24 protein-coding genes and 2 pseudogenes are annotated in these 26,844 nt (G+C 62.3%); 13 read left to right on the top strand and 13 right to left on the bottom strand.

The features are described from left to right. Positions 1-81: 81 nt before the first annotated feature. Together EJ070_RS03295 and EJ070_RS03290 are read right to left on the bottom strand one after the other, a co-directional pair. The gene (locus tag EJ070_RS03295; RefSeq protein WP_126090040.1) at positions 82-1,455 is read right to left on the bottom strand and encodes an aspartate aminotransferase family protein; all 1,374 of its coding nucleotides are present in this window, start codon (positions 1,453-1,455) and stop codon (positions 82-84) included. A 14-nt stretch (positions 1,456-1,469) separates the two neighbouring features. Further along, positions 1,470-2,309 carry a GNAT family N-acetyltransferase gene (locus EJ070_RS03290; RefSeq protein WP_126090039.1) on the bottom strand — a complete coding sequence of 280 codons (840 nt, stop codon included), beginning with the start codon at positions 2,307-2,309 and terminating at the stop codon, positions 1,470-1,472. A 320-nt stretch (positions 2,310-2,629) separates the two neighbouring features. Between EJ070_RS03290 and EJ070_RS03285 the strand changes: the two genes are divergently transcribed. Next, entirely contained in the window at positions 2,630-3,298 is a 669-nt protein-coding gene (locus EJ070_RS03285; RefSeq protein ID WP_126090038.1) for a haloacid dehalogenase type II, read from the top strand. Between the two features lie 16 nt (positions 3,299-3,314). Next, positions 3,315-4,589, top strand: coding sequence for an FAD-binding oxidoreductase (locus tag EJ070_RS03280; RefSeq protein ID WP_126090037.1), 1,275 nt, complete (start codon positions 3,315-3,317; stop codon positions 4,587-4,589). Positions 4,590-4,601: 12 nt separating this feature from the next. Here EJ070_RS03280 and EJ070_RS03275 read toward each other — a convergent pair whose 3' ends face one another. The 6 genes from EJ070_RS03275 to argE form a co-directional block, all read right to left on the bottom strand. Next, positions 4,602-6,059 (bottom strand): NAD-dependent succinate-semialdehyde dehydrogenase, encoded by a 1,458-nt coding sequence (locus EJ070_RS03275; protein ID WP_126090036.1) that lies wholly within the window; start codon positions 6,057-6,059, stop codon positions 4,602-4,604. Positions 6,060-6,075: 16 nt separating this feature from the next. Next, positions 6,076-7,119, bottom strand: a complete 1,044-nt coding sequence (locus tag EJ070_RS03270) for a tartrate dehydrogenase (RefSeq protein WP_126090035.1) — start codon at positions 7,117-7,119, stop codon at positions 6,076-6,078. Positions 7,120-7,129: 10 nt separating this feature from the next. Continuing rightward, positions 7,130-8,869: an aldehyde dehydrogenase family protein gene (locus EJ070_RS03265; RefSeq protein WP_245464916.1), complete on the bottom strand. Its 1,740-nt coding sequence runs from the start codon at positions 8,867-8,869 to the stop codon at positions 7,130-7,132. After that, positions 8,842-9,096: a hypothetical protein gene (locus EJ070_RS03260; RefSeq protein WP_245464990.1), complete on the bottom strand. Its 255-nt coding sequence runs from the start codon at positions 9,094-9,096 to the stop codon at positions 8,842-8,844. The genes EJ070_RS03265 and EJ070_RS03260 overlap by 28 nt, the downstream gene beginning before the upstream one ends. Before the next feature lie 79 nt (positions 9,097-9,175). Then, on the bottom strand, positions 9,176-10,099 hold the full coding sequence (locus tag EJ070_RS03255; RefSeq protein ID WP_126090034.1) for a glyoxylate/hydroxypyruvate reductase A: 924 nt from the start codon (positions 10,097-10,099) through the stop codon (positions 9,176-9,178). Between the two features lie 11 nt (positions 10,100-10,110). Further along, positions 10,111-11,235: an acetylornithine deacetylase gene (argE, locus tag EJ070_RS03250; protein WP_126090033.1), complete on the bottom strand. Its 1,125-nt coding sequence runs from the start codon at positions 11,233-11,235 to the stop codon at positions 10,111-10,113. Positions 11,236-11,511: 276 nt separating this feature from the next. Here argE and EJ070_RS03245 point away from each other — a divergent pair, with 276 nt between their 5' ends. After that, positions 11,512-12,369, top strand: a complete 858-nt coding sequence (locus EJ070_RS03245) for a GNAT family N-acetyltransferase (RefSeq protein ID WP_126090032.1) — start codon at positions 11,512-11,514, stop codon at positions 12,367-12,369. Positions 12,370-12,452: 83 nt separating this feature from the next. On the opposite strand, the gene EJ070_RS03240 is transcribed toward EJ070_RS03245, so the two are convergent. Continuing rightward, the gene (locus EJ070_RS03240) at positions 12,453-13,208 is read right to left on the bottom strand and encodes a glyoxylate/hydroxypyruvate reductase A (RefSeq protein ID WP_189350347.1); all 756 of its coding nucleotides are present in this window, start codon (positions 13,206-13,208) and stop codon (positions 12,453-12,455) included. A 34-nt stretch (positions 13,209-13,242) separates the two neighbouring features. Next, complete coding sequence (locus EJ070_RS03235; protein WP_126090030.1) at positions 13,243-13,833, bottom strand: amino acid synthesis family protein; 591 nt, start codon at positions 13,831-13,833, stop codon at positions 13,243-13,245. Between the two features lie 165 nt (positions 13,834-13,998). Between EJ070_RS03235 and EJ070_RS03230 the strand changes: the two genes are divergently transcribed. From EJ070_RS03230 to proX, 9 genes are all read left to right on the top strand, one after another. Next, positions 13,999-15,813, top strand: coding sequence for a helix-turn-helix domain-containing protein (locus EJ070_RS03230; protein WP_126090029.1), 1,815 nt, complete (start codon positions 13,999-14,001; stop codon positions 15,811-15,813). A 144-nt stretch (positions 15,814-15,957) separates the two neighbouring features. Beyond that, positions 15,958-16,944, top strand: coding sequence for a flavin reductase (locus tag EJ070_RS03225; RefSeq protein WP_126090028.1), 987 nt, complete (start codon positions 15,958-15,960; stop codon positions 16,942-16,944). Between the two features lie 20 nt (positions 16,945-16,964). Beyond that, the gene (locus EJ070_RS03220; protein ID WP_126090027.1) at positions 16,965-18,476 is read left to right on the top strand and encodes an aldehyde dehydrogenase; all 1,512 of its coding nucleotides are present in this window, start codon (positions 16,965-16,967) and stop codon (positions 18,474-18,476) included. A 41-nt stretch (positions 18,477-18,517) separates the two neighbouring features. Next, positions 18,518-19,597, top strand: a complete 1,080-nt coding sequence (locus EJ070_RS03215; protein WP_126090026.1) for an LLM class flavin-dependent oxidoreductase — start codon at positions 18,518-18,520, stop codon at positions 19,595-19,597. A 1-nt stretch (position 19,598) separates the two neighbouring features. Then, positions 19,599-20,408, top strand: a complete 810-nt coding sequence (locus tag EJ070_RS03210; protein ID WP_126095619.1) for an alpha/beta fold hydrolase — start codon at positions 19,599-19,601, stop codon at positions 20,406-20,408. Further along, complete coding sequence (locus tag EJ070_RS03205) at positions 20,405-20,719, top strand: NIPSNAP family protein (protein WP_126090025.1); 315 nt, start codon at positions 20,405-20,407, stop codon at positions 20,717-20,719. The genes EJ070_RS03210 and EJ070_RS03205 overlap by 4 nt, the downstream gene beginning before the upstream one ends. A 271-nt stretch (positions 20,720-20,990) precedes the next feature. Next, a complete protein-coding gene (locus tag EJ070_RS03200) occupies positions 20,991-22,133 on the top strand; it encodes a glycine betaine/L-proline ABC transporter ATP-binding protein (RefSeq protein WP_126090024.1) in 1,143 nt (380 codons plus the stop codon). Then, positions 22,126-23,064, top strand: a complete 939-nt coding sequence (locus EJ070_RS03195; protein ID WP_126090023.1) for a proline/glycine betaine ABC transporter permease — start codon at positions 22,126-22,128, stop codon at positions 23,062-23,064. Before EJ070_RS03200 ends, EJ070_RS03195 begins: the two co-directional genes overlap by 8 nt. Before the next feature lie 159 nt (positions 23,065-23,223). Beyond that, positions 23,224-24,258: a glycine betaine/L-proline ABC transporter substrate-binding protein ProX gene (gene proX / locus EJ070_RS03190; RefSeq protein ID WP_126090022.1), complete on the top strand. Its 1,035-nt coding sequence runs from the start codon at positions 23,224-23,226 to the stop codon at positions 24,256-24,258. Positions 24,259-24,417: 159 nt separating this feature from the next. Here the strand turns inward: proX and EJ070_RS03185 are convergent. Beyond that, positions 24,418-24,813 (bottom strand): annotated as a pseudogene (locus EJ070_RS03185) (transposase); the annotation flags it as partial. Between EJ070_RS03185 and EJ070_RS03180 the strand changes: the two are divergent. Then, on the top strand, positions 24,740-24,928 hold the full coding sequence (locus tag EJ070_RS03180) for a hypothetical protein (RefSeq protein ID WP_126090021.1): 189 nt from the start codon (positions 24,740-24,742) through the stop codon (positions 24,926-24,928). The pseudogene EJ070_RS03185 and the gene EJ070_RS03180 overlap by 74 nt on opposite strands. Positions 24,929-25,485: 557 nt before the next feature. On the opposite strand, the pseudogene msuE reads toward EJ070_RS03180, so the two are convergent. Further along, positions 25,486-25,982, bottom strand: a pseudogene (gene msuE / locus EJ070_RS03175) (FMN reductase). Between the two features lie 5 nt (positions 25,983-25,987). Then, complete coding sequence (locus tag EJ070_RS03170) at positions 25,988-26,755, bottom strand: rhodanese-like domain-containing protein (protein WP_245464794.1); 768 nt, start codon at positions 26,753-26,755, stop codon at positions 25,988-25,990. Positions 26,756-26,844: the final 89 nt, after the last annotated feature.

The following is a 26,844-nucleotide window of genomic DNA, read 5'->3' as shown; positions in this document are numbered from 1 at the left end:
GAAAAGGCGCGGGGCTGCGGCACAAAATTGCGAAATCGCCTGCCGAAGCGATATTTCGAAACGCGAAATATTGGCCGCCCGTCATGCCAGCGCCTTGCGGACATCCGCGTCATCCAGCGTCTCATCGAGCGTTCGGCGGGTGCGCTCGATGATCGCGTCGATGTCGCTGTCGGTGCAGCAGAGCGGCGGGGCATAGCCGAGGACCCCATGCGCAAAGGCGCGGATGATCAGGCCGTTGTCCCACGCCCTGTCGAAGACGCGCCGCGCCGGCATGGCCGAGGCGGGAAGTGGCGTCTTCTTCTGTTTGTCGACCACCAGCTCGATCGCTGCAAGCATGCCGCGACCGCGCACATCGCCGACGAGCGGGTGGTCCCTCAGCTCCTCCAGCCCCCCCATCAGGCGGGCACCGGCTTTGGCGCCGTTCTCCAGCAGGCCGTCCTCATAGAGCTTCAGCACCTCGAGCGCGACGGCGGCGCTGACCGGATGAGCGGAATAGGTATAGCCGTGGCCGACCGCCGCGCTGCCGGCGCCATCGGCGATGACGTTGTAGACATGATCGGCCATGAACACGGCGCCCATCGGAACATAGCCCGAGGTCAGACCTTTTGCCGTCGTCATGAAATCGGGAACGATGTCCTCATCGGTGCAGGCAAAGAGAGGTCCCGTGCGGCCGAAACCGGTGATCACCTCGTCGGCGATGAACAGGATGCCATACTCGCGGCAGAGCTCTCGCATCGCCTTGATCCAGCCTTTCGGCGGGACGATGACGCCGCCCGAGCCCTGGATCGGCTCGGCATAGAACGCGGCGATCCGCTCCGCCCCGATCGTCTCGATTTTGGCCTTCAGCGCGGCGAGCGATGCGGCAATGATCGCGTTCCCGTCCTCGCCCACCGGATTGCGATAGGGATAGGGCGAGGGAATCTTGTGCTGCCATTCGAAGGGAATGCCGAAGCCGGCGTGAAAGGCGGGCAGGGCGGTGAGGCCGGCGCCGACCACCGACGACCCGTGATAACCCAGCTCGATCGAGATGAACTGGTCGCGTTGCGGCTCGCCCCTGGCGTTCCAGTAATAGCGGACGAACCGGATCGTGCTGTCGACCGCGTCCGACCCGCCGAGCGTGAAATAGACGTGGTTGAGGTCCCCCGGCGCGCGCTCGGCCAGTTCCGAGGCAAGCCGGATGGCCGGCTCCGAGCCGAGGTCGAAATAGGCGGTGGCGTAGGGAAGCTCGTGCATCTGCCGGGCTGCCGCCTCGACGATACTGTCGTGGCCATAGCCGGCATTGACGCACCAAAGCCCGGCAAAACCGTCGACAAGCTGCCGGCCGGACGCATCGGTCACGGTGGCGCCCTTCGCCGATTTCAGCACGCGCACGCCGAGCGCCTCGTGGCCGCGATAAGAGGCGACCGGATGGATGAGATGGGCGCGGTCGAGTTCGACCAGGGAATTGGCGAGCATTGTTGTCCTCCGGATTATCCGAGCGCCTGGTTGGCGAGGGCGTAAACTTTTGGCCTGGCCTGTTCGGGGCCCTTCTTGGCGGGGCGGTCCATCGCCACGCCGCCGCCGACATGGGCGAGGCCGATTTCCGTGAGCCAGTCGGCAATGCCTGTCCTGCTGTCCGTGTCGACGCGCAGGAAGGCGCCGGGGCGCGACGCGGCGAAAAAGCGGATTAGTGCTTTGGCTTCCTCAGCGCTGCTCGCGATGACCGGACCGATCACCTCGCCGCGTCCGAACGGACGGATCGCGGCATAAGCCTCGATGGCGCCGTCGTGGCGAATGACGGCGAATTGGCCACGCTCGGCCAGAGCATCGATCAGGGCTTCACGGTCGGCGCCATAGGCATCGCGGTCCAGCGCCTTGATCTCCGGCAGATCATCGCCGCTTGCCGCTTCCACGCCGTCGGGCGCGCCAAGCTGAGCGATGCTTCCCTGATGCTGCAGGATGGTGCCCGAGGGCGCGAAGCCCAGTTTCTGATAGAGCGGCATGCCGTCTGCCGTCGCGACGAGCCGCAGCGGACGATCCTCTGCAAGAGCGAAGGCCTGTTCCATCAGGCGGCGCCCGAGCCCCTTGCCACGCACGTTCCGGTCGACGATCACCATGTTGATCATTGCGCAATCGGCGCCATAGGGCGTCACCAGTATGGTTCCGGTGACCCGGCCCTGGTCATCGAGGGCGACCGCGCCGCTCGAAAGCTGCAGCGCCATCTGCCAATCCTGCGGGCGATGCGGCCAATTCTCCTGCCGAGATAGCGCGACTGCACCGTCGATATGATCCGGCCCGAAGTCCTGGAGTTCGATCTCGCCTTGCTGCATGACGCACCTTTCAGTCTGACCCTAAGTCTCGATCATTGGTGCGCCGCAGATCGTCTGAAGGTCTCGACTTCGACGGTATCATTCGCCGTTGCGCAGGGGGTGCGCCGCATCTTGTGCTGGCGCCTATGGAACTAGATGCGTTTAGCGCCTCCACCGGCGGCATCCTTCGAAGCTCAAGATGCTACAGCGTGCCAAACGGAACCGCGGATACGGAACTTTCTGCTTTCGGCAGGCGCTTTTCGGTCAGGTGGGTCGCTTTCTGCCGGTCTATGATGAAAAACGTCCCAACACGGATGTGCTTCCACCGGAGATCGACGGATATGGCATCTTTCAGGCCCAAATACATCACCTTCGACTGCTATGGCACGTTGACCAATTTCCAGATGGCCGAGGCGGCGCGTGACCTCTATGGCAGCCGGCTCGATGAGCCGCGCATGCAGGAGTTCATCAAGAACTTCGCAGCGTACCGGCTGGACGAGATATTGGGCGACTGGAAACCTTATGCCGATGTCGTTCACAACGCGCTCGAGCGCGCCTGCAACCGCAACGGCGTCGCCTTCAGCTCCGACGAAGCCAAAATGGTCTATGAGCGTGTCCCGACTTGGGGGCCGCACGCCGACGTTCCAGCCGGCCTCGCCAAGGTCGCCAAGGAAATTCCGCTGGTCATCCTCTCCAACGCCATGAACGCGCAGATCATGTCCAATGTCGAGAAGCTCGGCGCGCCATTCCATGCCGTCTACACGGCCGAACAGGCTCAAGCCTACAAGCCACGCTTCAAGGCTTTCGAATACATGTTCGATAGGCTGGGCTGTGGTCCGGAGGATGTTCTTCACTGCTCGTCCTCGTTCCGCTACGACCTGATGTCGGCGCAAGATCTCGGGATCAAGAACAAGGTCTGGGTCAATCGGGGTCACGAGCCGGCTAACCCCTATTACGGCTATGTCGAGATCGCCGACATTTCCGGTCTTCCGGGCGTGGTCGGGCTTTGAAACTGACGGGATGCAAATGAAGCTGGTCTCCTACTGGCACGACACCGCTCCTGTTTTTTCCGGCGGGGCGCAAGGCCCGGTCGAGGGACACTACGACGCCGCCGTCATTGGCGGCGGCTTCACCGGTCTCGCCGCCGCGCGCCAGCTGGCGAAGGCCGGCGCCAAGGTGGTCGTGCTGGAGGCGGAGCGGGTGGGCTGGGGCGCCTCCGGGCGCAATGGCGGGCACCTGAACAACGGCCTCGCCCACAGCTATCTTTCGGCCAAGGCGGAACTCGGCAAGGAACGGGCAATCGCGCTCTACCGGGCGCTCGACGACTCCGTCGACAGCATCGAGACGCTGGTCGCCGAGGAGGGTATCGACTGCAATTTCCGGCGCGCCGGCAAGCTGAAGCTCGCCTCCAAGCCGCAGCATTTCGAAGCGATCGCCCGCAACTTCGAGGCCGTCCATGCCGAAGTCGATCCGGATACGGCGCTGCTGTCGCCGAACGATCTCAAATCCGAGATCGGCTCGCCCTTCCATGGCGCGATGCTGTCGAAGAAGAGCGCCATGATGCATATGGGCCGCTATGTGTCGGGCCTCGCGACGGCCGCCGCTCGACACGGCGCCGTCATCCACGAGAACACCAGGGTGACCGACCGCAGGCAGGCTGGCCCCAGGCATGAGCTGACCACCTCGCGAGGCAAGATCAGCGCCGACAATGTGCTGGTGGCGACGGGAGCCTACACGACACCGAATTTCAACTACTTTCGCCGCAGGCTCATCTCGGTCGGCAGCTTCATCATCGCCACTCGGCCGCTGAGCGATGTCGAGATCGCCGCGACCATGCCAGGCAACCGGACATGCGTGACATCGATGAACATCGGCAACTACTTCCGGCTGTCGCCCGACAACCGCCTGATCTTCGGCGGCCGCGCACGCTTCTCGGCGACTTCGGACCAGCGCTCGGATGCCAAGAGCGGGCAGATATTGCAGGCAAGCCTCGCGGCGATTTTCCCGCAACTTTCAAAGGTCGAGATCGACTATTGCTGGGGCGGGCTGGTCGACATGACCAAGGACCGCTTCCCGCGCGCCGGCTATCATGACGGCGTCTGGTACGCGATGGGCTACTCCGGTCATGGCGCGCAGCTTTCCACCCATCTCGGCATGATGCTTGCCGACGCCATGCTCGGCCGCGAAGACCGCAATCCGCTGAAGGGGCTCGAGTGGCCTGCAATCCCGGGCTATTCCGGCAAGCCGTGGTTTCTGCCGATGGTCGGCCTCTACTACAAGGCGCTCGACCGGATCCAATGATCGAGCTGGAGCTTAGCCCAGCCCGCCGATGTGAAAGCTTTTCATCTCGAGATATTCCTCGATGCCGGCCTGCGCGCCCTCGCGTCCGAGCCCGGACTGCTTGACGCCGCCGAAGGGTGCGACCTCCATCGAGACCGAGCCGGTGTTCAAGCCCACCATGCCGAACTCGAGCGCCTCGCCGACGCGCCAGGCGCGTTTCAAGTTCTCGGTGTAGAAGTAGGAGGCAAGCCCGTAGGGCGTGCCATTGGCGAGCGCGATCGCTTCTTCTTCGGTCTCGAAACGAAAGAGCGGCGCGACCGGGCCAAAGGTTTCCTCGCCGGCGAGCTGCATCTCGTTCGTGGCGCCGGTCAGCACCAGCGGCGCGACATATTGCTGGCCTTCGGGCAAAGCCGGCTTCTGCGTGATGATCGCAGCACCCTTGGCGAGCGCGTCCTCGACATGGCGGTTGATCTTCTCGACCGCCGCCATGTTGATCATCGGCCCGATGGCGACGCCAGGCTGCGTGCCTGGCCCCACGGCCATGGCGTTGACGCGAGCGGCAAGCTTCGCGGCGAAGGCGTCATGGACACCGGCCTGGACCAGGATGCGGTTGGCGCACACGCAGGTCTGACCGCCATTGCGGAATTTTGAGACGAGGGCGCCCTCGACAGCGAGATCGAGATCGGCGTCGTCGAAGACGATGAAGGGGGCGTTGCCGCCAAGCTCGAGGCTGAGACGCTTCACGCTGTCGGCAGCGCCACGCATCAGCAGCGAGCCGACCCGCGTCGAGCCGGTGAAGGAGATCTTGCGAACGGTTTCGTTGGCCATGATCTCGTTGCCGATGTCGGTCGGCATGCCAGTCACGATGTTGATGACGCCGGCCGGGATGCCGGCCCGTTCGGCAAGCACGCCGAGCGCCAGCGCCGAATAGGGCGTGAACTCGGACGGTTTGATCACCACCGTGCAGCCGGCGGCCAATGCTGGCGCGACCTTCCGGGTGATCATGGCGTTCGGAAAATTCCATGGCGTGATGATGCCGCAGACGCCGACCGGTTCCTTCAGCACGATGATGCGGCGGTCTTGTGTGGGCGAGGGGATGGTGTGGCCGTTGATGCGGCGTGCTTCTTCCGCGAACCATTTGACGAAGGACGCGCCGTAGCGGATCTCGCCCTTGGCTTCGTCCAGCGGCTTGCCCTGTTCCGTGGTCAGGATCAGTGCCAGATCGTCCAGATGCGCGAGCATCAGACCATGCCAGGCTTCCAGCAGCGCCGCGCGCTCGGCATTGGTCTTCTTCCTCCAGTCCCGATAGGCTGAGGCCGCGGCCTCGATGGCAGCGCGGGTCTCCGCACCGGCCATGCCGGGCACTGTGCCTATCGTGGCCTGCGTCGCCGGATCGATGACGTCGACCGTCTTGCCGGAGCTGGCAGCAACCCATTCGCCGCCGATCAGGCCGGCTTCGCGCAAGAGGCTTTTGTCCTTCAGGGTTTTCATCGGAACGACCTTGCATTCAGCTGAGCGCCGCGACGATGGCGGCGGTGATGGTGTCTGTTTTGTCCTTGCCGGCAGTGGTTCCGATGCCGCGCGCGGTCGCCGCTTCGACCGCCTTCATGATGCGACGTGCGGCGGCGGTTTCGCCGAGATGTTCGAGCATCATCGCACCCGACCAGATAGTGGCGATCGGATTGGCGATGCCGAGATGGGCGATGTCGGGCGCCGAGCCGTGCACCGGCTCGAACATTGACGGCGCCGAGCGGTCGGGATTGACGTTGGCGGAGGCGGCATAGCCGAGCCCGCCCTGGATCGCCGCGCCGATGTCGGTCAGGATGTCGCCGAAGAGATTGGAGGCGACGACCACGTCGAGGCTGTCCGGCGCCATGATCATGCGCGCGGCGAGCGCGTCGACATGATAGCTGGTGACTGTGACGTCAGGATACTCCGCCGCCAGCTTTCGCGTGATCTCGTCCCAGAACACCATCGAGTATTTCTGCGCGTTGGACTTTGTGACGGAGGCCAATTTGCCGCGCCGTGCCCGCGCCTGCTCGAAACCGAAGCGAAGGATGCGCTCGACGCCGGCGCGGGTGAAGATCGAGGTCTCCACCGCGACCTCGTCCTGCGTGCCCTGGTGCACGCGCCCGCCGGCGCCCGAATATTCGCCTTCGGTGTTCTCGCGGATGCACAAGATATCGAAGCTCTCGGCGCGCAGCGGACCCGTCACGCCCGGCAGCAGACGATGCGGCCTTATGTTGGCGTATTGCACGAACGCCTTACGGATCGGCAGCAAAAGACCGTGCAGCGAAACGGAATCGGGCACTTCCGCCGGCCAGCCGACGGCGCCGAGCAGGATGGCGTCGAAGCCGCGCAAGGTCTCGATGGCGTCTTCCGGCATCATGCGGCCGGTTTCCTTGTAGAATTTGCAGGACCAGGGGAACTCCGTTGCCGTCAGGACAAAGCCCGCGTGTTTGGCCGCAGCCTCCAGCACGGACCAGGCAGCGACGATCACGTCGCGGCCGATACCGTCACCGGGGATCAGGGCGATCGAATAGGACTTCATCGGCATCTCTCTAGAGGCTGATCAGGACGCTCTTGGTCCTGCGGTTGGCGAGATAGGCTTCGCGACCAAGATCCTTGCCGATGCCGGAGCGCTTGTAGCCGCCGGTCGGCAAGATGTGGTCGCGCGAGCGGCTGTAGCGGTTGACCCAGACCGTACCCGCCTCGAGCTTGCGCGCGATGCGTATGGTGCGGGACAGGTCGGAAGTGAACAGGCCGGAAGCCAAGCCGTAGGTCGGATGGCTGGCCAGTGCCAGCGCCTCTTCTTCGGTCTCGAAGATCTGGACAGTCAGGACCGGGCCGAAGATTTCCTCGACGATCGCCGGACTGGCCCGGTCGACATTGGCGATCAGCGTCGGCTCGTAGAAATAGCCCGGATCGTCCATGGCGCTGCCGCCGGTCAGGCACTCGCCGCCGTCGGCGACCGCAGCCTGCACGATGCTGTCGACACGCGCGCGTTGCCGTTCCGAGATGATCGGCGAATACTGCGTCGCCTCGTTCCAGGTCGAGCCTGGCCGCACCGCTTTCATCCGCTCCAGGATGGCCGTCGTCAGCCTATCTACGACACTCTTCTCGACGATCAGGCGCGTGCCGGCGACGCAGGCCTGGCCGGCGTTGAAGGTGACGCTGCCGGCGATCGCCGTCGCTGCCTTGTCGAGGTCGGCATCGGCAAAGACGAGCTGCGGGCTCTTGCCGCCGAGTTCCAGCGTCATCGGCTTGACGCCGGTGCGAGCGACGTTCTCCATGATGGCAGAACCGGCGCGGGTCGAGCCGGTGAAGCTAACCTTGGCGATCTCTGGATGGCCGGTCAGCGCCGTGCCGGTCGTCGGGCCGTCGCCGAGCACCACATTGATCAGCCCCGCCGGCAGGCCGGCCCTCACAGCGAGTTCCGCCAGATAGACGGCCGAGAAGGGCGTCATTTCCGACGGCTTCAGCACCACTGCGTTGCCGGCTGCCAGCGCCGGACCGAGCTTCCAGCCGGCCATCGAGATCGGAAAATTCCAGGGCGTGATCGCGCCGACCACGCCATAGGGCTCGCTCATGATCATGCCGAAGCTGGCGTCGTCGGTCGGTACGAGCTCGCTGCCTTCCTTGTCGGCGAATTCGGCAAAGAAGCGGATCTGCTCGGCGGTCACGGCGATATCGCCCGCGACGAGCTGGCCGACGGGGCGCGTCGAGGACAGCGCCTCGATCCGGGCGAGCGTCGCGGCTTCCGCCTCGATCAGGTCGGCCCAGGCCTGCAGGGCCCTCGTGCGCTCACGCGGGCGAACGCCGCCCCAGTTGCTCGACTTCAAGGCCCCCTTGGCGCTTTCCACTGCGCGGTCGATCATGTCGACGCCCGCCACCGGGCAGGCGGCGTATGCCTTGCCGTCCGACGGGCGACGCATCTCGATCGCGCCCTCGGCCGAAATCAGCTCCCCGCCGATGAAGTGGCCAACGGGCAGGGGGATCGTGTCGGGATCGAAGCTCAGGCTCATGGGCAAACCACTCGGCAGTATCGGCTTCAGCCTAGCGCGTGCCGGCACGCAGCATGCGCCGTTCGGTGATCCGCCGCCGACGAATGTTGCGTGTCGGACGGCAGCGACGGCAAAATCTTCCGCCGGGGTCAGCGCCGGCGCCGACGCTCGCTGGCCTACAGTCACGTAGATTTTGCGCACCGTCTCGATCGTCTTCCAGACACCGGTGAAGCCCGGCTTCATCACGAAGCTGTCGCCGGCCCGGTACGTCACTGCCTCGCCGGCGTCCGGCGTGATTTCGACAACGCCGGAGAGGATGTGGCAGAACTCGAACGTCTCCCCTTGATCGAGCGCGTCTCGCCAGGTGTCGCCTCCCAGACGCCTGTATGAACGAGGTCGTCCTTGGCGACGTCCTGCGCCCAGGTCTTGAAGGCGGGATCGCCGGCAATCAGCCGCTCGGGCAGCGCCTTGGATTCGCGCGGTGAAAAGCTCGGGTTGGTCTCGACGGATTTGAGCAGGGACAAAGGATGGCCTTTCGGTTGGAGCTTGACTTTGATGCATGTCGTTCTCCCAGAACCGCTGCACACTTCTGGGCGACATGCATTAATAACCGCGCGACCGGTCGACGAGCCCGATCGGGTCGAGACCGGCGCGATGGCGCCTGATGTTGTCGATGACGGCGCGCGCGGCGGTCGCCGGCTGGGTGACGCTGGCGATATGCGGGGTCAAGATGATCTTCGGATGCGACCAGAATGGATGGCCCGCGGGCAGCGGCTCGGGATCGGTGACGTCGATCATCGCCGCCGAAAGCTGGCCGCTGTCGAGCGCGGCGACGAGCGCTTCGTGATCGAGCTGCGGCCCCCGGCCGGTGTGGATCAGTGCTGCGCCTTCAGGCAGTTTCGCAAACAGCCCGGTATTGAGGAACCCGCGCGTCTCCTCGGTCAGCGGCAGCAGGCAGACCAGTATGTCGCTGGCCGCGAGCATCTCCTCCAGTCCGGGCTCGCCATGATGGCAGGCCACGCCCTCGATGTGTCGCGGTGAGCGGCTCCAGCCGGCAAGCGGAAAGCCGAAGGGTTCAAGCCGGTCGAGGACCGACTGGCCGAGCTGTCCGAGACCGAGCACGCCGACCCGGCGCGACCCGGCCTGGGGCTGCGCGATATCGCGCCACTCGCCGGCGCGCTGCTGCGCCAGATAGGCGGGCAAGTTACGGTGGAGTGCCAGCACGCCGAGCGTCACATATTCCTGCATCATGCGCACGATGCCTTCCTCGATCATGCGCACGACCTTCACCGTCGCGGGCACCGCATCGAAGCGGAACTGATCGACGCCTGCGCCGAGTGAAAACAGGATTTCGAGGTTGCGGAAGCGGGCGAGGTTTTCCGGCACCACCCAGGTGATGAGATAGCGCACCGCATCGGGATCGACCGTCGCGGCGTCGATGACGAAGGGAAGATCTGGCAATTCCCTCGCGAAGGCCTTGGCGAAGATAGCGCCGCGCCGCGCATCGGAGTTGAACAGGAAGGTCATTCTGTTTCCCTTCAGGCCGCGCAACGCGCGCCCAGCGCCTCGATCATCCGCCGGCAGGCGGCGAGTTCGCTGGCGAGGATATATTCGTCCGGCTTGTGGGCACGACCGATGTCGCCGGGGCCGCAGATGATCGCATCGAAACCGGCAGCCTGATAAAGCCCGGCCTCGGTGCCGTAGCTGACGGCAGCCAAAGGCGTTTCGCCGGTCAGTTCGCCCAGCAGTGCCGCCAATGGGGCGTCCTGCGGCAGCGACAGCGCTGGATAGGCGCTGACCGGCGTCCACTCGACAATATAGCCCTGCGCGACAAGGGCCTCGGCCTGCCCCTTGATGGGCGCGAGCAGACCGGCCGGGTCGACGCCCGGTATGGCGCGCGCCTCGAGGTCCAGTGTGCAGGTATCGGGGATGATGTTGACCGACTGCCCGCCGGCGACCACGCCCGCCTGCAGCGAGGAATAGGCGGGCTCGAAGGCCGGGTCGAGCGGACCGTGTGTCAGCCGCCCCGCTTCGCTCATGGCCGCGCTGAGCACCTCGGCCATGGCATGGATGGCGTTCAGCCCAAGATCGGGCCGCGAGGAATGGCCCGAGCGTCCCTTGACAATCACGCGGGCGGCCGCCTTGCCCTTGTGGCCGCGCACGGCGCGCAGGCTGCTCGGTTCGCCGACGATGACGCCGAGCGGCTTGGCGCAAAGTTCGGGAAGTCGGGCGATCAGATGCGGCACGCCGCGGCACCCGATCTCCTCGTCATAGGAAAAGGCCAGATGGACCGGCTTGGCGAGGCGCAGGCCCGCCAACGTGGACACGGCCGCGAGCGCGGCTGCCAGGAATCCCTTCATGTCCGTCGTACCGCGTCCATAGAGCCGTTCGCCGTCCCGACGCAGCGCGAAAGGAGACGAGCTCCATTGCGGCTCGGCGGCGGGAACGACGTCCATGTGGCCTGACAGAACATAGCCCGGAACATCGGCGGGGCCGATTGTCGCGAAAAGATTGGAGCGGTCGCCTTCCGGCCCCGGAAGCAGGGTGACGCGCGCTCCATTTTCGGCGAGATAGGCCTCGATCCAGCCCGCAATGTCGCCGTTCGACTTGCCGGCGACTGACGGAAAGGCGACGAGACGGTCGAGGATGTCGAAGACGTCCATTCCAGCCCCTCAAGGCATTTTCGGGTTTGCGGGCTCGGTCCCGCTGGCCATAACTTCAGAATTGCCGCAGAGCATGGGCACGTTCTTTCGCGATTGCGTGCCGAAAGCGGAAGTGTTTCAGTCGAATCTTGCGTTGGCGCCCGGCATTCGAGCAAATCGTATAGTTCTGGTTGTTTAGCGTTGGCAGGGCAAGGGGCGTTTGCGTCACCCGCTACGCAATCTTTCAGAGGCAAGGAATTGAAGCCGTCCGAAAGCTTGAAAATCGATGCCTTCTCGATGCGGATCGCCGACATCGAAGCCGTCGAGCTGGACCGCTTGCATGCGCTCTCCCTGTCGGTGGGGTGGCCGCATCGGGCCGAGGACTGGCAATTCCTGCGCGAAACGGGACAAGGCTTCGTGGCGCTCGACGAGATCGGCCGCGTTCTGGGTTCCGCCATGTGGTTTGAGCACGGCCCCGATTTCGCAACCATCGGCATGGTCATCACCTCGCCTCGGCTTCAGACGCTGGGGGCGGCGCAGTGGCTGATGAAGCGGGTCTTCGACAAGGTTCCCGGGCGCGACCTGCGCCTCAATGCGACCCGAGCCGCACGGCGGCTCTATCTCTCGCTCGACTTCCAGCCGGAGAAAACCGTCTACCAATGCCAGGGAATCGCCCGCGTGCCGACAACGAGGAGCCTGGCGGAGGCGTCCGGCGACATCCGAACTTTGGACGCAAGCGATATTCCGGCGGCGATCGCGCTCGACGCGGCGGGCTTTGGCGTGAAGCGGCCGGCACTCATTGAAAAGCTCTTTGCGCATTCGGTCGGCTACGGGCTTTTCGACGGAAACAAGCTGACCACTTTCGCGCTCTGCAGGCCCTTCGGGCGGGGCCATGTCGTGGGGCCGGTCGTGGCAGAAAGCGATGCCGACGCCGTGGCGATCCTCCGGCCGCACGTGGCCGACCATTCGGGGACTTTCCTTCGCGTCGACACCCATATGGATAGTGGCGAGTTCGCCGCCTTTCTCTCGCACGCCGGAATGCCGGTCTTCGACACGGTGCTGACCATGTCATTGGGCAAACGCCTCGCCGATTTTGCCGCCCTCGGCGAGGCTAGTCCGAAGACTTATGCTCTAGCGAGCCAAACTCTCGGGTAGTTCGGTGTTGCCTGGTCTACAAAAGTGCCGGCGAGCATTCAATCTCAGCCGTCCCCGGAAGCCTCTCCCCGCAACCAATTTTATCATAAATCTATAACCGTCGAGAACTGCGCGGAAAGCCTGCCACTGTCGAGCGCGACGAGAAGATCGGCCTGCACCAAATGGCCGCCACGCCCGCAGTTGACGATCGCCGCGCCGGGCGGGAGTTTGGCGAACAACGCACCATTCAGAATTCTGGCCGTCTTGGATGTCAGCGGCAGCAGGCAAACGAGGATATCGCTCTGACCGAGAAACTTATCCATCTCGGCTTTACCGGCGAAACATTCGACGCCTCCAATCGACTGGCGAGACCGGCCCCAGGCGTTCAACTGAAAGCCGAAGGCCTGAAGCGCCGAAAGTGAAGTCTTCGCGAGCACCCCGGTTCCGAGCACGCCGATGCGCAACGCACCTGGCGGCCGGAAACGCAAGGGCTGCCAATCGCCGGTCGCCTGCTGCACACGATAAGCGAGGAGATCACGATGCAATGCCAGTACTGCCAGCGTGACGTATTCTGCCATCGCGTCAGAAATGCCCGGCTCGATCATCCGCACGACGGGCAACTCGGCCGGCAAGGCGTCGAAATCGAACTGGTCGACCCCAGCTCCCAGCGAAAACAGCACCTCAAGGTTCGGGTCCTTCGCGCTTATGTCTGTGGGCGGATGCCAGACGCCAAGATACTTCACCGAACGCGGGTCGACCGCGTCCGCGCAATAGTGGAAGGCGATTTCGGGAGCACGTTCGGCAAAGAGCGCTGCCCACTCGGCGCCGCGTTCGGCATCGGCATCATAGAGGAAGGTCATTTCGGCGCCCCGGGATTGCTGCGAAAGACGAAGCTCAGCGTGCCTGCCCCTCAGCTTCCATTTCCGCCATGTCCTGGAACCTGTCGGCGATACGTGGATGCGCCCGCCCGCCATCACAGGCGCCAATGGCGATCAGCACCTCATCCGCACCGGGTGCGTCCGGAACCTGGAAGTTGGCCGTCAGGAAGTGGGAGCGTTTGCCGGTTTCGCTCTTGTGGGTCATCGGCAGGGAAAGAAGGGCGCCTGGCCCGTTGCGGGTATTCGTGAAGCTCAGATAGGTCGTGCCGTCTACCGCCGTGCGGAACATATTGCCGAACCGCAAGGTATGGATCAGCGCCGATGCATGTTCGATCTCGCCATTGATGCCGACCGAAGCCGCCTTGCCGTAAGCCTCGACCTTATCCGCCGACAAGAGCGCCACCAATCGCTTGGTCATTTCGGCGCCAAGACCCGGCGCCAACCGGAGAATCTCTGGTCGCAAATTTTCAACGAATCCTTGACCGGCCCACGGGTTCCTCAACACGGCTGCGACCACCACCATGGAGATCGGTTGGTCGGCTTTCTTGCCACCCTCGACGAATAATTCCTCGATGAATGTGCAGAACTTTCTCACTCCGAGATCCATGGATTCCTCATCTGTTCGCTGGATTGTGGCGCAACCTAATGAGCAACGACGGTGAATGTCTTCCTTCGTTAGGGAGGAAAAACAGAATGGCCGGCACTTCGAAACGATGTAGAATTCAGCTCCCGCGCATGCCTAACTCAGCGGGTCGTGGCGCAGGGAGCGATTGTGGACAGGAAGGCGCAAATCTCGGTTCTCAAAGATGTCGCGAGTGAGATCAATTCCGGCGGCGATCTTGTCATGATCCTGAAGCACTTGGTTTTCGCCGCCTGCCGCCATGCAAACTGGACGCTCGGTTCGATCATGTCGATCGATGCCGCTCATGGTTATGCCCATGTGATGGTTCGATATGATCCGACGTTGATCGAGCGAACGCTCCCTGACCGTTGGGAACTGGCGACGAGCCCCTCGCTGATCGCCTTGAAGCGGAACGAGCCGGTCTATATCCGCGACGTGCGCGAATCCGAGGAGTTTCCAGGTTATCGCCGCGAAGCTTTCGAGCGAGATTACCGTACCGTCCTCGTCATGCCTATGAACTGCAGCGACTTCGAGGGCCGGCCAATGGTGCTGAGCGTTGTGTCGCGGGATATCATGGAGGTCCCGGAAGAGGATTTGGCGTTTCTGGGTATGATCGTCCATCTCGGCGCCATCGCGATCGAGAGGGAGCAGCGGCTGGAAGCCGAACGGCAGGCCGGAGACAGGTTGCAAAAGGCGCTCAAGGCGCACACCTCCCTACTTGAACACGTGCTTGCAGACGGCTCAGTTTCTTCATTGTCGGCGATGGTCGGCAGCCTGCTGCCCAATCCGGTCGTCGTCGTCGATTTTACTGCGAACCAGATTATCGCCGGCCGCTCGCCAAGCGAGGTGCAGTTCGATGATGCCGCTTGGCAATCAGCAGCGGCCGGTCCGCTGAGCCGACAACTGGGAAAGGCAGCACGCGATACAATTGAGCGGGGCGGCAACAGCGGGGCGACGCTTTTTCTCGATGACGGCAGCTCCCGGCTCAATCTCGCCGCCCGCATCGAGCCCTTGACGGTCGACCGCCAACTTGTCGGGGCATTGATCGTCTTTTCCACGTCGCGTGCCTTCAGCGATCTGGACCAGTTGCTGCTTGACAGCGCCAAGTTCGCGCTCAGCGTCCAAATGATGCGCAGTTTCATCCGATTCCGTTTCGAAACCCGCACACAGACCGAGCTTTTCTTCGAGGTGGTGGAGCGGCGTTGGCGCGACGCGGCAGATGTCCAGCAGCGAGCCCAGCGGCTCGGCATCAATTTCATGACGACTCAGCAAATCGTCGTCGTCGACTTTCCCGAGAGCGCGAAGAATCTTGGCGGAACGTCCGTCGATCTGCATCACAGTCTCGCTCGTATCATGCAGCAAGCTTCCGTTCCCGCGTGCGTCGTGGCCATCGATGGCGGGCTGGTGTGCCTCATTCCCTATGACGAGGTCTGGAAACAGGAGCGGACATCGAAACTGATGCGGCGCATCGCAGCGGATCTTGGCCAATATTTTGACGAAGAACCGATCGTCATCGCCAGCAACGCCTGTGCCACCCTTACGGATTATCCGTTGGCTTGGGATCGCTGCAGCCGCATGATTGCCATCGCCCGTTCGTTCGGTCGCACCGGTGCGCTGTCCGGGCAGGATTTTGGGCCGTTGCCGATGCTCGTAGCGGCCGCGGGTGTCGACGACGTACGCGCTTTCGTTCAGGAAAGCGTCGGCGCCATCGCCGCCCATGACCGCCAGCATGGCACGCCCTATCTGAAAACGCTGTCGACTTATCTGAGGGAGGGCTGCCGCAGTGGCGCCTGCGCCGATGCGATGGGCCTGCACGTAACCACGCTGCGCTATCGCCTGTCGCGAATCGAGGAAATGTTCGGCATCGATGTCGAGACGCCAGAGCGGCGCTTTGCCATCGAATTGGCCATTCACCTGCATGGTGTCACGGAAGGTCGTTCTTTGGCTGAAGATCAATCGACCTGACCCTCGGACGGCGGATCGGCACCCTTCGTCTCTTACCGCAAACAGCAGCAATATTTTCCATGCTCTTCCGGCTGAATGAAGGAAGAAGGTCGCTCTTCTTGCGATTAGCCTTCCCGCTATCAACCAACAGGAGGCGCTGATCCCATGTTGACCACGGGAATCGCAAAGATTCCGACGGCCATAGACCCAATCGCGTTGCGTCGGGCTTTCGGAACCTTTGTCACCGGCGTCACCATCATCACAACGCGGGACACGGACGGCGATCCGCGCGGCATGACGGCTAATTCCTTCACCTCGGTTTCGCTCGATCCGCCGCTGCTGCTGGTCTGCGTCGCAAAATCGGCGTCAAGCTTTGCTGCCTTTACGACGGCGGATTCCTTTGCGGTAAACCTGCTACATGAGGGACAGGTCGACATCTCGGCGATCTTCGCCTCGAAATCCCCCGATAAATTCCAGTCCGTCAATCACGACCGCGTTCATACCGGCGCGCCAATCTTGACGGACAGCCTTACCTGGTTCGACTGCACGATCTACAACAGGGTCGACGCAGGCGATCATGTCATCCTGATCGGCCAGGTGCAGGCTTTCGGTACGAGCCCTTCAGCACCGCTCGGCTTTTGCCGCGGCCGATACGCCAGCGTCAAGGATCCGCTGCCGTCCGGCTGGCTGGCCTCGCACAACATGATCATCGGTTATCTGATCGAAGCCAGCGGTGAGATCCTGCTGCGAGCGGATGGAAGCGGTGGCTGGGCTCTGCCAACGGCCAAACGCCGTAAGGCCGGCAGCGAACTGCCGCTCGACTACGGCAAATCCCTCAAGCTGCTGTCGGATAACACCTTTCTTTACTCGATCTTCGATGTTGCCGACTGCGACCCCGGTTATTTGATCTATCGCGCCCGACTTGCCGATGGCGGACAAGGGCGCGACCTGCCGGAAGACTTGCGGTTCTTTGCCATTGACAAGCTGCCCTATGACCTCATCCCGACCCGGGAATTGCGGGCGATGCTCCGCCGCTATGTCCGCGAGCGCAAGCAGGAACGCTTTGGCATCTACGTGGATTCCGGCGACGGCGGGCGACTGGCAATGATCGAGGGCGAGGCCCGTTCGTGGCATCAGGCCATTCAAGACTAACCCGAAATCAGGAAGCGACGATGAAGACGACGGTGAAATCGCTCGAGGGAATGCGCCTCAACCTCTTTATCGACGGCCGGTTTGTCGAACCGACATCCGGTCGCTACCTGGACAGTTTCGACCCGACCACCGCGGAGGCCTGGTATCAGTTTGCGGAAGCCGACGCCAACGATGTGCGACTGGCGGTTGAGGCGGCGCAAAAGGCATTCGTCAATCCTGCCTGGCGACGTATGACGCAGACCGATCGCGGAAAGCTGGTGCGCAAGCTGGCCGATCTGGTTCTTGCCAATGCCGACGACCTGGCGCTGATCGAAACACGCGACAATGGGAAGTTGATCAAAGAAATGCGGGTGCAGATGCGCTCGATCCCGGACTCTTACACTTACTTTGCCGGCATGGCTGACAAACTGCAGGGCGATACGATCCCGGTCAACAAGCTGGACCAGCTCAACTTCAACATGCGCGAACCGATCGGCGTCGTCGGCATGATCACACCCTGGAACTCGCCGCTGATGATGTTGACAGGAACGCTCGCTCCCTGTTTGGCGATTGGCAACACCATCGTCATCAAGCCTTCCGAGCACGCGACGGCCTCGACGCTGGCCTTGGCCGAGCTAATCATGGAAGCGGGGTTTCCGGCCGGCGTTGTCAACGTCGTCTCGGGAACGGGTGCGGTAACCGGCGACGCGCTGACGCGGCAAAAGGGCATCGCAAAATACGTCTTCACCGGCAGCACGGATACCGGCCGTAAAATTGCTGCTAACGCGGCGACCAACCTTGCGCAGTGCCAGATGGAACTCGGCGGCAAATCTCCCCACGTGATCTTTTCCGACGTTGATATCGAAAAGGCCGTTAATGGGGTCGTTTCGGGCGTCTTCGCAGCTGCGGGCCAGACCTGCGTCGCCGGCTCGCGCTGCTTCGTGGAGGCCAGCGTCTACGACCGCTTCATCGAAGCGTTGGTGCAACGCACCAACCGCATCACCGTCGGCCACCCATTGGAGGACAAGACGGATATCGGCCCGCTGGCCCTGTCGGCGCAGCTGACAAAAGTTGAGTCCTACGTTGCTTCGGGCGTCAAGGAAGGGGCACGGATCGCGTCAGGCGGCAACCGTCCTCAGGCGGAAGAACTCGCCCGCGGCTGGTATTTCGAGCCGACCGTCATGATCGACGCCAAGAACGATATGTCCTTCATGCGCGATGAGCTTTTCGGACCGGTCGTTGGTGTCATGCCCTTTTCCTCGGAAGAAGACATGATCGAACTCGCCAACGACACACGCTACGGCCTCGCGTCCGGGATCTGGACCCAGAATATCGACCGGGCGATGCGCTTCGCCAACCGGATCGATGCGGGTACCGTTTGGATCAACACCTACCGGTCAGCAGCCTGCATGTCCGCAAATGGCGGCTTCAAGGAAAGTGGTTACGGCAGGCGTGGCGGTTTCGACGTCATGCGCGAGTTCTCCAGGGCAAAAAATGTCGTCATCGACTATTCCGGCGCCATGCAGGATCCCTTTGTCATTCGACTGCGCTGACCGTCAGAAACACTGGGACAAATCATCCAAGGGAGATTGAAATGAAATTTGCCGTCTCATTGGGCATGGAGCGTTTCTCGCCAGAAACCTCGATGACGGCCGTAATGGACAATCTGCTGCAACTTGCCAAAATCGCGGACGCCGGCGGGTTTGAGACGATCTGGACGCCGGAGCACCACACAATCGAGTGCACGATATCACCCAATCCGTTTCAGATCCTCACGTGGCTATCCCAGCATACGAGCCGTATCCGCCTGGGAACGGCAACGCTTGCCGCCGCCTATTGGAATCCAATCCGTCTCGCTGGCGAAGCCGCACTGTGCGATCACCTTACGAACGGGCGCCTGGAATTCGGCATCGCCCGCGGCGCCTATCAGTACGAGTTCGACCGAATGGCGCCGGGCGTCCAGCAGCAGGAGGGCGTCGGCTACATGAAGGAACTGGTGCCAGCGGTCCAGAAGCTTTGGGCCGGTGACTATGCGCATGAGGGCCAGTACTGGAATTTTCCGCGAGCGACCTCGGTGCCGAAGCCGCTGCAGAAGGGAGGTCCTCGCATCTGGGTCGCCGCCCGCGATCCTGGCACCTTCGACTGGGCGATCGGCATCGGCGCCAACATCCTCTCCACGCCGCTCTCGCTTCCGGCGGCGGAAATCGGCGTGCTCGCCAGCAAGTTCAACAAGGCGGTCGCCGATCATCCCGAGGTGAAACGCCCAAAATTCATGATGCAGCGGCGCACTTGTGTCTACGACAGGGTCGACGACTGGAATCTCGCCGTCGAGCACAGCATGAACTATGGTCGCTATTTCGAAAACCTCATGCAGAACATTGGCACCGTGAAGAACGGTTTCCCGGAGGCCGTGCCCTTCGAAAGCGTTAAGGGCCGCGACAACTACAACCCGGAAAATATCCACAAGAACCTGATGTTCGGAACGCCCGACGAAGTGATCGAGAAGCTGCTCGACTACGAAGCAGCTGGCGTCGATCAATATTGTCTCGGCCTCAGCTTCAACCTGCCCTTCGAACTGCAGAAGAAGACGCTTCGCCTGTTCACAGACGAGGTCATGCCCTTCTTTGCGCAACGCGAGCGCGAAACCCAGCAACTGGCCGCGGCAGGGTATTAGGATGACTGATACGCAGCGTCATACGGTCGGAGATGTGGTCCTGAACTATAGGGTTGACGGCAATGGGGCAGAGCCGCTGGTGCTCATCCACGGTGTCGGTTCCTACCTTGAAGCCTGGAGCGGGGTCGTCGAGCGGCTGAAGCATCGGTTCACCATCCTGACGTTCGACCTACGGGGTCACGGAAACTCGTCGCGCGTCAAAGGCCGCTACGAGATCGACGATTTCGTTGCCGAAACACTTGCGTTGGCGGACAGTGTCGGCTTCGACCGTTTCCATCTGGCCGGTTTTTCGCTTGGCGGGTTGATCGCACAGCGGTTGGCACTGACGCATCTTCCGCGCATTCAGCGCCTGATTCTCCTCTCGACGGTCGCGGGACGCACGCCCGAGGAGCGGGAGCGCGTTCTCGCCCGCCTCGCCGCTCTTCGCAGCGGCGAACCGGGATCGCACTATGACGCATCCCTGTCGCGTTGGCTGACTGAGGATTTCCAGAAGAAGAATCCCGATCTGATCGCAACGCTTAGGCAGCGAAATTCTCAGAACGATCCGGACTGTTACGCTTCTGCCTACCGGGTTCTCGCTGAGACCGACTTCGGCGGTTTTCTCGACCAGATTCGCTGCCCGACGTTGATTGCAACCGGCGAGGAGGATGCCGGCTCCAATCCGCGCATGGCAAGATATATGCATGAGCGCATCCCAGGCTCCGATCTCCGCGTCCTTCCGGGGCTGCGGCATTCAATCCTGACGGAAGCACCCGATCTCGTCGCATCGATGATGGCGGATTTTTTGACCGTGCCGGAGACCGTGAAATGATCGTTGAAGAGCGTATCTATCGCATAAGATCGGGCAAAACCTCCGAATATCTGAAGCTTGTGCGCGAGGAGGGGCTGGCAATCCAGGAACCGATTCTCGGCGGACTGATCGGCTATTTCGTCACCGAGGTCGGGGCGCTGAACCAGGTGGTCCATCTGTGGCGATATGCCGATTTCGCCGATCGCGTCGCGCGCCGGCGCACGTTGTCGGAAGATTCGCGCTGGCGGGTCTTCATTCCGAAACTGACGGCGCTGATCGAAAGCGCGGAAAACCGTATCCTTCTGCCGACCGATTTTTCGCCACTCCAATAGGACCAAGGGGAGGGTAAGGCAAAACGCTGAAGCCAACCGCGCACGGTGGAGTTGAACTGCCATTAACGCACCTCGGATCGGAGGAAGGGGAGGGGCAAAAATCCTCCGTGTTCGCGGAAGACGATCTCGCTGACATGCCCCTTAATTGATCCTCGTCAAAAAATTGCGGATCGGGAACATCCGTATCGTTGAAACATGGGAGCCATTGGTGACAGAGCGATTGAGAGTAGAGAATCTGTATAAGATTTTCGCCCCTTCACCCACCAGAGCCATGACGCTGCTCGCCACCGGCGCGGATAAGGCTCGTGTCCTTGCGGAGACCGACGCCGTCGTCGGTCTGAACAACGTCTCGCTTTCCGTTCCCTCGGGCGCCATCTACATGGTCATGGGCCTTTCGGGGTCCGGCAAATCGACGCTGGCGCGTTGCATCAACCGGCTGAACGAACCAACGGCAGGCAAGATCCTGCTCGACGATATCGACATCGTGCCGCTGCGCGAGGACGCGCTTCGCGAATTGCGGCGCACGCGCATCTCCATGGTCTTCCAGCATTTTGCCTTGTTGCCAAACAAATCGGTGATCGAAAATGCCGAATTCGGCCTGAAGTTGCGTGGCGTTTCCGCCGCGCAGCGACGAAGGCGCGCTGAAGAGGTGCTGGCGATCGTCGGTCTCGCCAAATGGGCCTATCATCGCCCGCATGAACTCTCCGGCGGCATGCGCCAGCGTGTCGGCTTGGCGCGGGCCCTGGCGACCGATGCCGACGTCCTCATAATGGACGAAGCCTTCAGCGCCCTTGACCCGCTGATCAGGACCGAGATGCAGGATGAGTTGCTGCGGCTGCAGCGCACGCTGAAGAAGACCATCCTCTTCATCACTCATGACTTCCAGGAGGCGCTGAAACTCGGAACGCGCATCGCCATCATGTCCGAAGGCGAGTTGGTGCGCGAGGGAACACCGCAATCGATCGTGCTCGAACCAGGCAGCGATTATGTCGCCGCCTTCACGCGCGAAGTCGATCGGTCGCGATTGTTTGACGCACGGTCGGTGATGCGCACCGGTTCGACGGTGTCGGGCGATGGTTCGGCATGGATCGTCGGCGACGCCGAGCATCCCGAGGCCATGAGTTTTGCCATCGACGCGTCAAACCGCATCGTCGGCTGTCTCGATGCTGCAGCTCTGCAACAGGTAAAGGCTGGCAAGCCGGTCGATGCCTTTTTGACGCGTGATTTCGTCGCGGTGAGCGGCGCCACCAAGCTCGTGGATGTCGCTGGCTTGTATCAGAGCGGCAAGGCAATGGCGGTCATTGACGAGGACGGCTGCTTCCTCGGCATGCTTGAACCCGAACATATCCTTGGACGGATCGCCTCGGCGGCGAGATCGCCAGCGCCTGCTTCGATGGGAGGCCACAATGCTTGATGCCGATGATCTAGCCATCTTTCCGGTGGACGAGTGGATTGCAGACGCCGTCCAATGGGTCGCGCTCCACCTCCGTCCACTGTTTATTGCAATCAAGTGGCCGGTCGAAAACCTGTTGTCGTTCAACGATTACACACTGCACGAAATTCCGTTTCCGATCTTCGTCGTTCTGGTGTTCTTGACCGCCTATCGGCTTGCCGGCATCGGCATCGCGGTGTTCAGCGCCATCTCACTTGTCGTGATCGCAGCCATCGGGGTGTGGACCGAGGCCATGACAACGCTTTCGCTGATTACCACGGCCATCGTGTTTTGCACGGCCATCGGCGTGCCGACCGGCATCTGGTGTGCTTGTAACGACAAGGTCTGGAGCGTGGTGCGGCCGGTGCTCGACATTATGCAGACCACACCGACATTCGTTTACCTCGTACCGGTCGTCATGCTGTTCGGCGTCGGCACAGTGCCAGGCGAAGTGGCGGTCGTAACAGCCGCTGCACCGCCGCTCATCCGCTTCACCAACCTGGGTATTCGCATGGTTGAGCAGGAAATGGTCGAAGCAGGTCTCGCCTTCGGCGCCGATAAGGGCCAGCTTCTGTGGGAAATACAGCTGCCGTTGGCTATCCCCACCATTCTCGGAGGACTGAACCAGACCGTGCTGACTGCGATGGTGATGTCCGTAGTCGTCGCCATGATCGGCGCGGAAGGCCTTGGCCTTGTGGTTCTCCAAGGCCTCGGACGTCTCGATGTCGGTCGCGCCGCCGTCGGTGGCATCGCCATCGTCCTGCTCGCCATGATGCTTGATCGAATCACCCAGCAGCTTGCCCAGCCGACCGACCGCAAGCGCAGGTCGGTGCTGCACTACCTTTTCAATCTTTTCAAGGGCGAGCGATCGCACGAGGCCATGGTAACAACCGCAGCGAACCGCACGCATTGAGCGGAGCCGCTCCGGCGGTAACCACCACCGGAATGACGACAGGCACCGGCGGCTCGTTCCGCCGGACAGGAATTCATTGCCTATCCCTTGCAGCGCCCGCGTTACAGCCGAACCTCGAACTCAGTGAAGTCCAAAGAAAAATCCAGAAGGAGAACATCGATGAAGCACAGCCTGAAAACCTTTTCCCTTTTTGTCACCGGCATGGTGCTGGCGGCCTCTCTAGGCCAAACTGCTTTCGCCGAAGACCTGCCTGGGAGCGGCAAGACGGTGCGGTACGCCCAGTCCGACAGCCTAGGCGCCAATTATGTCGTTGCCCAGATCGGCATGGCGGCGATGAAGGAACTCGGTTACGACGTCAAGCTTAGCACGCTCAACACCACGTTGTTCTTCCAGGCGGCGGCCCAGGGCGATCTCGATATCGCGACCGATATAAACTTCCCGCAGCGCGAGCCGGGCTACAAGAAGGTCGAGGCGCAGGCCGAGATCGTCGGCGGTGGCCTAATTCAAGGCGGCGGCATCAATGGCTATCTGATCGACAAGAAAACCGCCGACGCAAACAACATCACCACGCTCGATCAGATGAAGGATGCGAAGATCGCAGCTCTTTTCGGCACGACCGGCAAAGCCGACCTCATCAATTGCGATCCGGGCTGGAGTTGCGGCGACGTCGTCGACTTCCAGCTTGAGAAATTCGGACTCAAGGGCAGCGTTAATTCGGTCCGCGGCAAATACGAGGCGCTGATGGTCGAGGCCGTCGCCCGTGTTAAGCGCGGCGAGCCGGTATTCTTTTATGCCTGGAGCCCTTCGTGGATGAACAAGGCTCTGGTGCCTGGCAAAGATGTCGTCTGGTTGCCGACGCCCTTCGATGCCTTGCCGGAATCGGTCCCTAACAAGGGGTCTGCCCTAGTGCCTGGCGTCAGCGGTTGCGCTGGCGGCGCTGATCCATGCCGCATGGCCATGGCGGCGTGGAACTGGAACGCCGTCGCCAATCGGGAGTTCATTGCAGCCAATCCGGCAGTCAAGAAGCTCGTAGAGCAGATGTCGTTCCCGCTGGCCGACTGGTCGACCTGGGAACAAACGATCAGCGAAAAGGGCGGCAGCGACAGCAACATCAAAAAGCTGGCACAGGGATGGATCGAAACCCATCAGGAACAGTTCAATGCCTGGGTTGACCGTGCCAAAATTGCAAGCTGATCACAATTCACTGAAGTAGCCGCGCCAGGCCGACCCGACGCCGGGGTTTGACGACGCAAAGAAGCTCCGGTGGCGCAAGCCGCCGGGGCAATTCGATTTTGCCATTACTGCGGTGCTTTCGCTACTGAGTCCCTTGAGCCAAGCTAGAGCATCGGACTTTCATGTGAGTCCATAGCCTGCGGCAGTGAAGTAGTTTCTGCATTCTGTTGGAGAGAAGAGATTGCAGATATCGCCGATGGCCTGCCACAGGGCGTCGATGGTTCTGATGGCCCTTGCGCGCAGATGCGCCTTGAGCTTGGCGAAGGCCATTTCGATCGGGTTGAGATCGGGGCTGTAGGGCGGCAGGAAGAGCAGCCATGCGCCTCTGGCCCGGATGGCTGCCTCGGCGGCCGGACTCTTGTGGGCAGCGAGATTGTCGAGGATGACGACATCGCCCTTTGCCAGCGTCGGAGCGAGCTGCGTTTCGACGTAGGTCTCGAAGATGCGGCGGTTCATTGGCGTGTCGACGACGAAAGGGGCGGTGAGCCCATGGCAGCGCAGCCCGAAGGCACGGCTCCCACGATCGAAGCACTACGCGCTGGGCGCGGAACCCGGCCACGCCGTGCTCGTCGAACCGTGGCGCGTGCTGCTCCCGGCGCAGACCGTCGACGCCGCTTTTGAAGGCGTCTGATGGTCGCGTCGCGAGAAACCCTTCAGGACCTCGCAGCCGAGCGCGAGCCTCGAAGCTGCCAATCCGCTTCTGGCCCAAGACAGCCGCACTCGCACCCTTATGGTCAACACGGGTTCATCGACCCCTTTTGTAGGATGAAAGAGACACCGCGTGCATGGAATACTAGTCCTCCTCCTGGTCTGTAGGTTCGCCAGGCCATACGAGAGAATACGAAGGAAATGGGTTGGCGAACCAGCCGCTAACGTATTGATTTTGTGTAGAAGACGCTGACCCTCAGCGACTAACATAATCGTTATTCGCCAAGGGGTTACAGAGCGGTTCGCCAAAGTTGATTCAAAACGCTGATCCAGCGACTCGCCGTGCCCATTTATCGTCTACGGGTGGCGGCTTTGCGCCTCATCGCAGTCATTAAGGTCGAGTGCTTGTCGCGGGATCGCCGAGGATGCTGAAATCATGCCTGAGGTGCTTTTCCCCAATACCCATCGAAACTGCCAGTTCAGCCTTTGCTGTTATGGCTGAGCGAAGTTAAAATAGTCCATTTCGTCGGTCACCGCCTGCTAAGGAAACCTGCCGCGGATCGCTTCGGAAGCGAGTATGCCGTGATGGAAGTCCTTTTCGGTCGCGTACACCGCCGTGGGCAGGACGAGAGACTCGAAGAAGGCAAACAGCGGCCTCAGCGGATGCTCGACCATCAGGGCGTGACGCTCGCCGCCGCCGGTCGCGGTCAGAAGCACCGGCTTGCCGCGCAGCGCGGAGGGCTCGATCAGGTCGAAGAATGCTTGAACAGTCCGGTATAGCTGCCCTTGTAGGTGGGCGAACCGACCACCAGCACATTGGCCGCGGTAATGGCATCGAGCACCCTGCGCCCGGGTTTGTCGAGGTCGCGCACCAAACGCGCGGAACCGAGCGACGGGCCGACGTCGTCGAGGTCGAACGTGGTCGCCGCAAGGCCATGCCGATCTGCGATCTCCCTGACGAAATGCTCGACGAAGCCGCGCGTCTTCGAGGGCCGCGCAAGGTTGCCGGAGAAGCCGACGACTGTGGCGTTGGTCATGGCGGTCACCCGGTCTGCTGGTCCTGCACGATCGGACAGCTCTCGTCCTTCGCCCAGTCGGCGAAGCTGAGGTAATAGGCGCGGACATCGTCGTAGCCTGCGCGGACGGCGGCGATTGCGGCCAGCGCAGCGCGGCCACCGCCGTCGCAGTGCGTGACCACGTGCCTGCCTGAGTGAAATCCGGCATCGGACAGCAATCTTCGAAGCTCGGCGGTTGGCCTTAGGCGGCTGTCCTCGAGCAGGCTCGCGTGAGAAAGCAGACGCGCTCCCGGCAGATGCCCGCCTCGAGCATTGCGCCGAAGATCGGTGCCGGCGAACTCCGCTGCGGTGCGGGCGTCGAGAAGCTGGACGCTGTCGAGCTCTCCCTTCAGCGTGTCACGATCGACCAGACCGACGGATCCGACACCGGGCCGAGCGCAAAACGCCGTCAGGCCCGGTGCCTCGCCCGCCTTGGCCAGCAGCTCGCTTCGACCGCGGATCGCAGGCCATCCGCCGTTCACGATGAGCGCCTCGGCTCCGAAATACTGCAGGATGAACCACACGCGCGCGGCTTCCGTCATGCGCCCATCGTCATAGACGACCGCCGGCACGGATCCGCCGACGCCGAGACTGGCAATCGCACGCTCCCAGTAAGCGACGTTCTCGAATGAGGTCTCGCCTGCCTTCGCGGCTGCTTCCCAGAGCTCGACGGGCACGCGGACGGCACTCGCCGCGTGATCGGCCCGGAATGCCTCGGCATCGCGCACATCGAGCAGGCGAAAGGCGGCGAGCAAGGAAAGTTCGCCCGCCTCAATCACTGGATCACGCGGCGCGAGCGTTTCCGACCCATGGTGGGAGGCGGCCCCAGCTGCCGCCGCTTTAG

The organism is Mesorhizobium sp. M1E.F.Ca.ET.045.02.1.1 (assembly GCF_003952485.1).
Taxonomy (GTDB): domain Bacteria; phylum Pseudomonadota; class Alphaproteobacteria; order Rhizobiales; family Rhizobiaceae; genus Mesorhizobium.
This window is presented reverse-complemented; position numbering and strand designations above follow the sequence as displayed.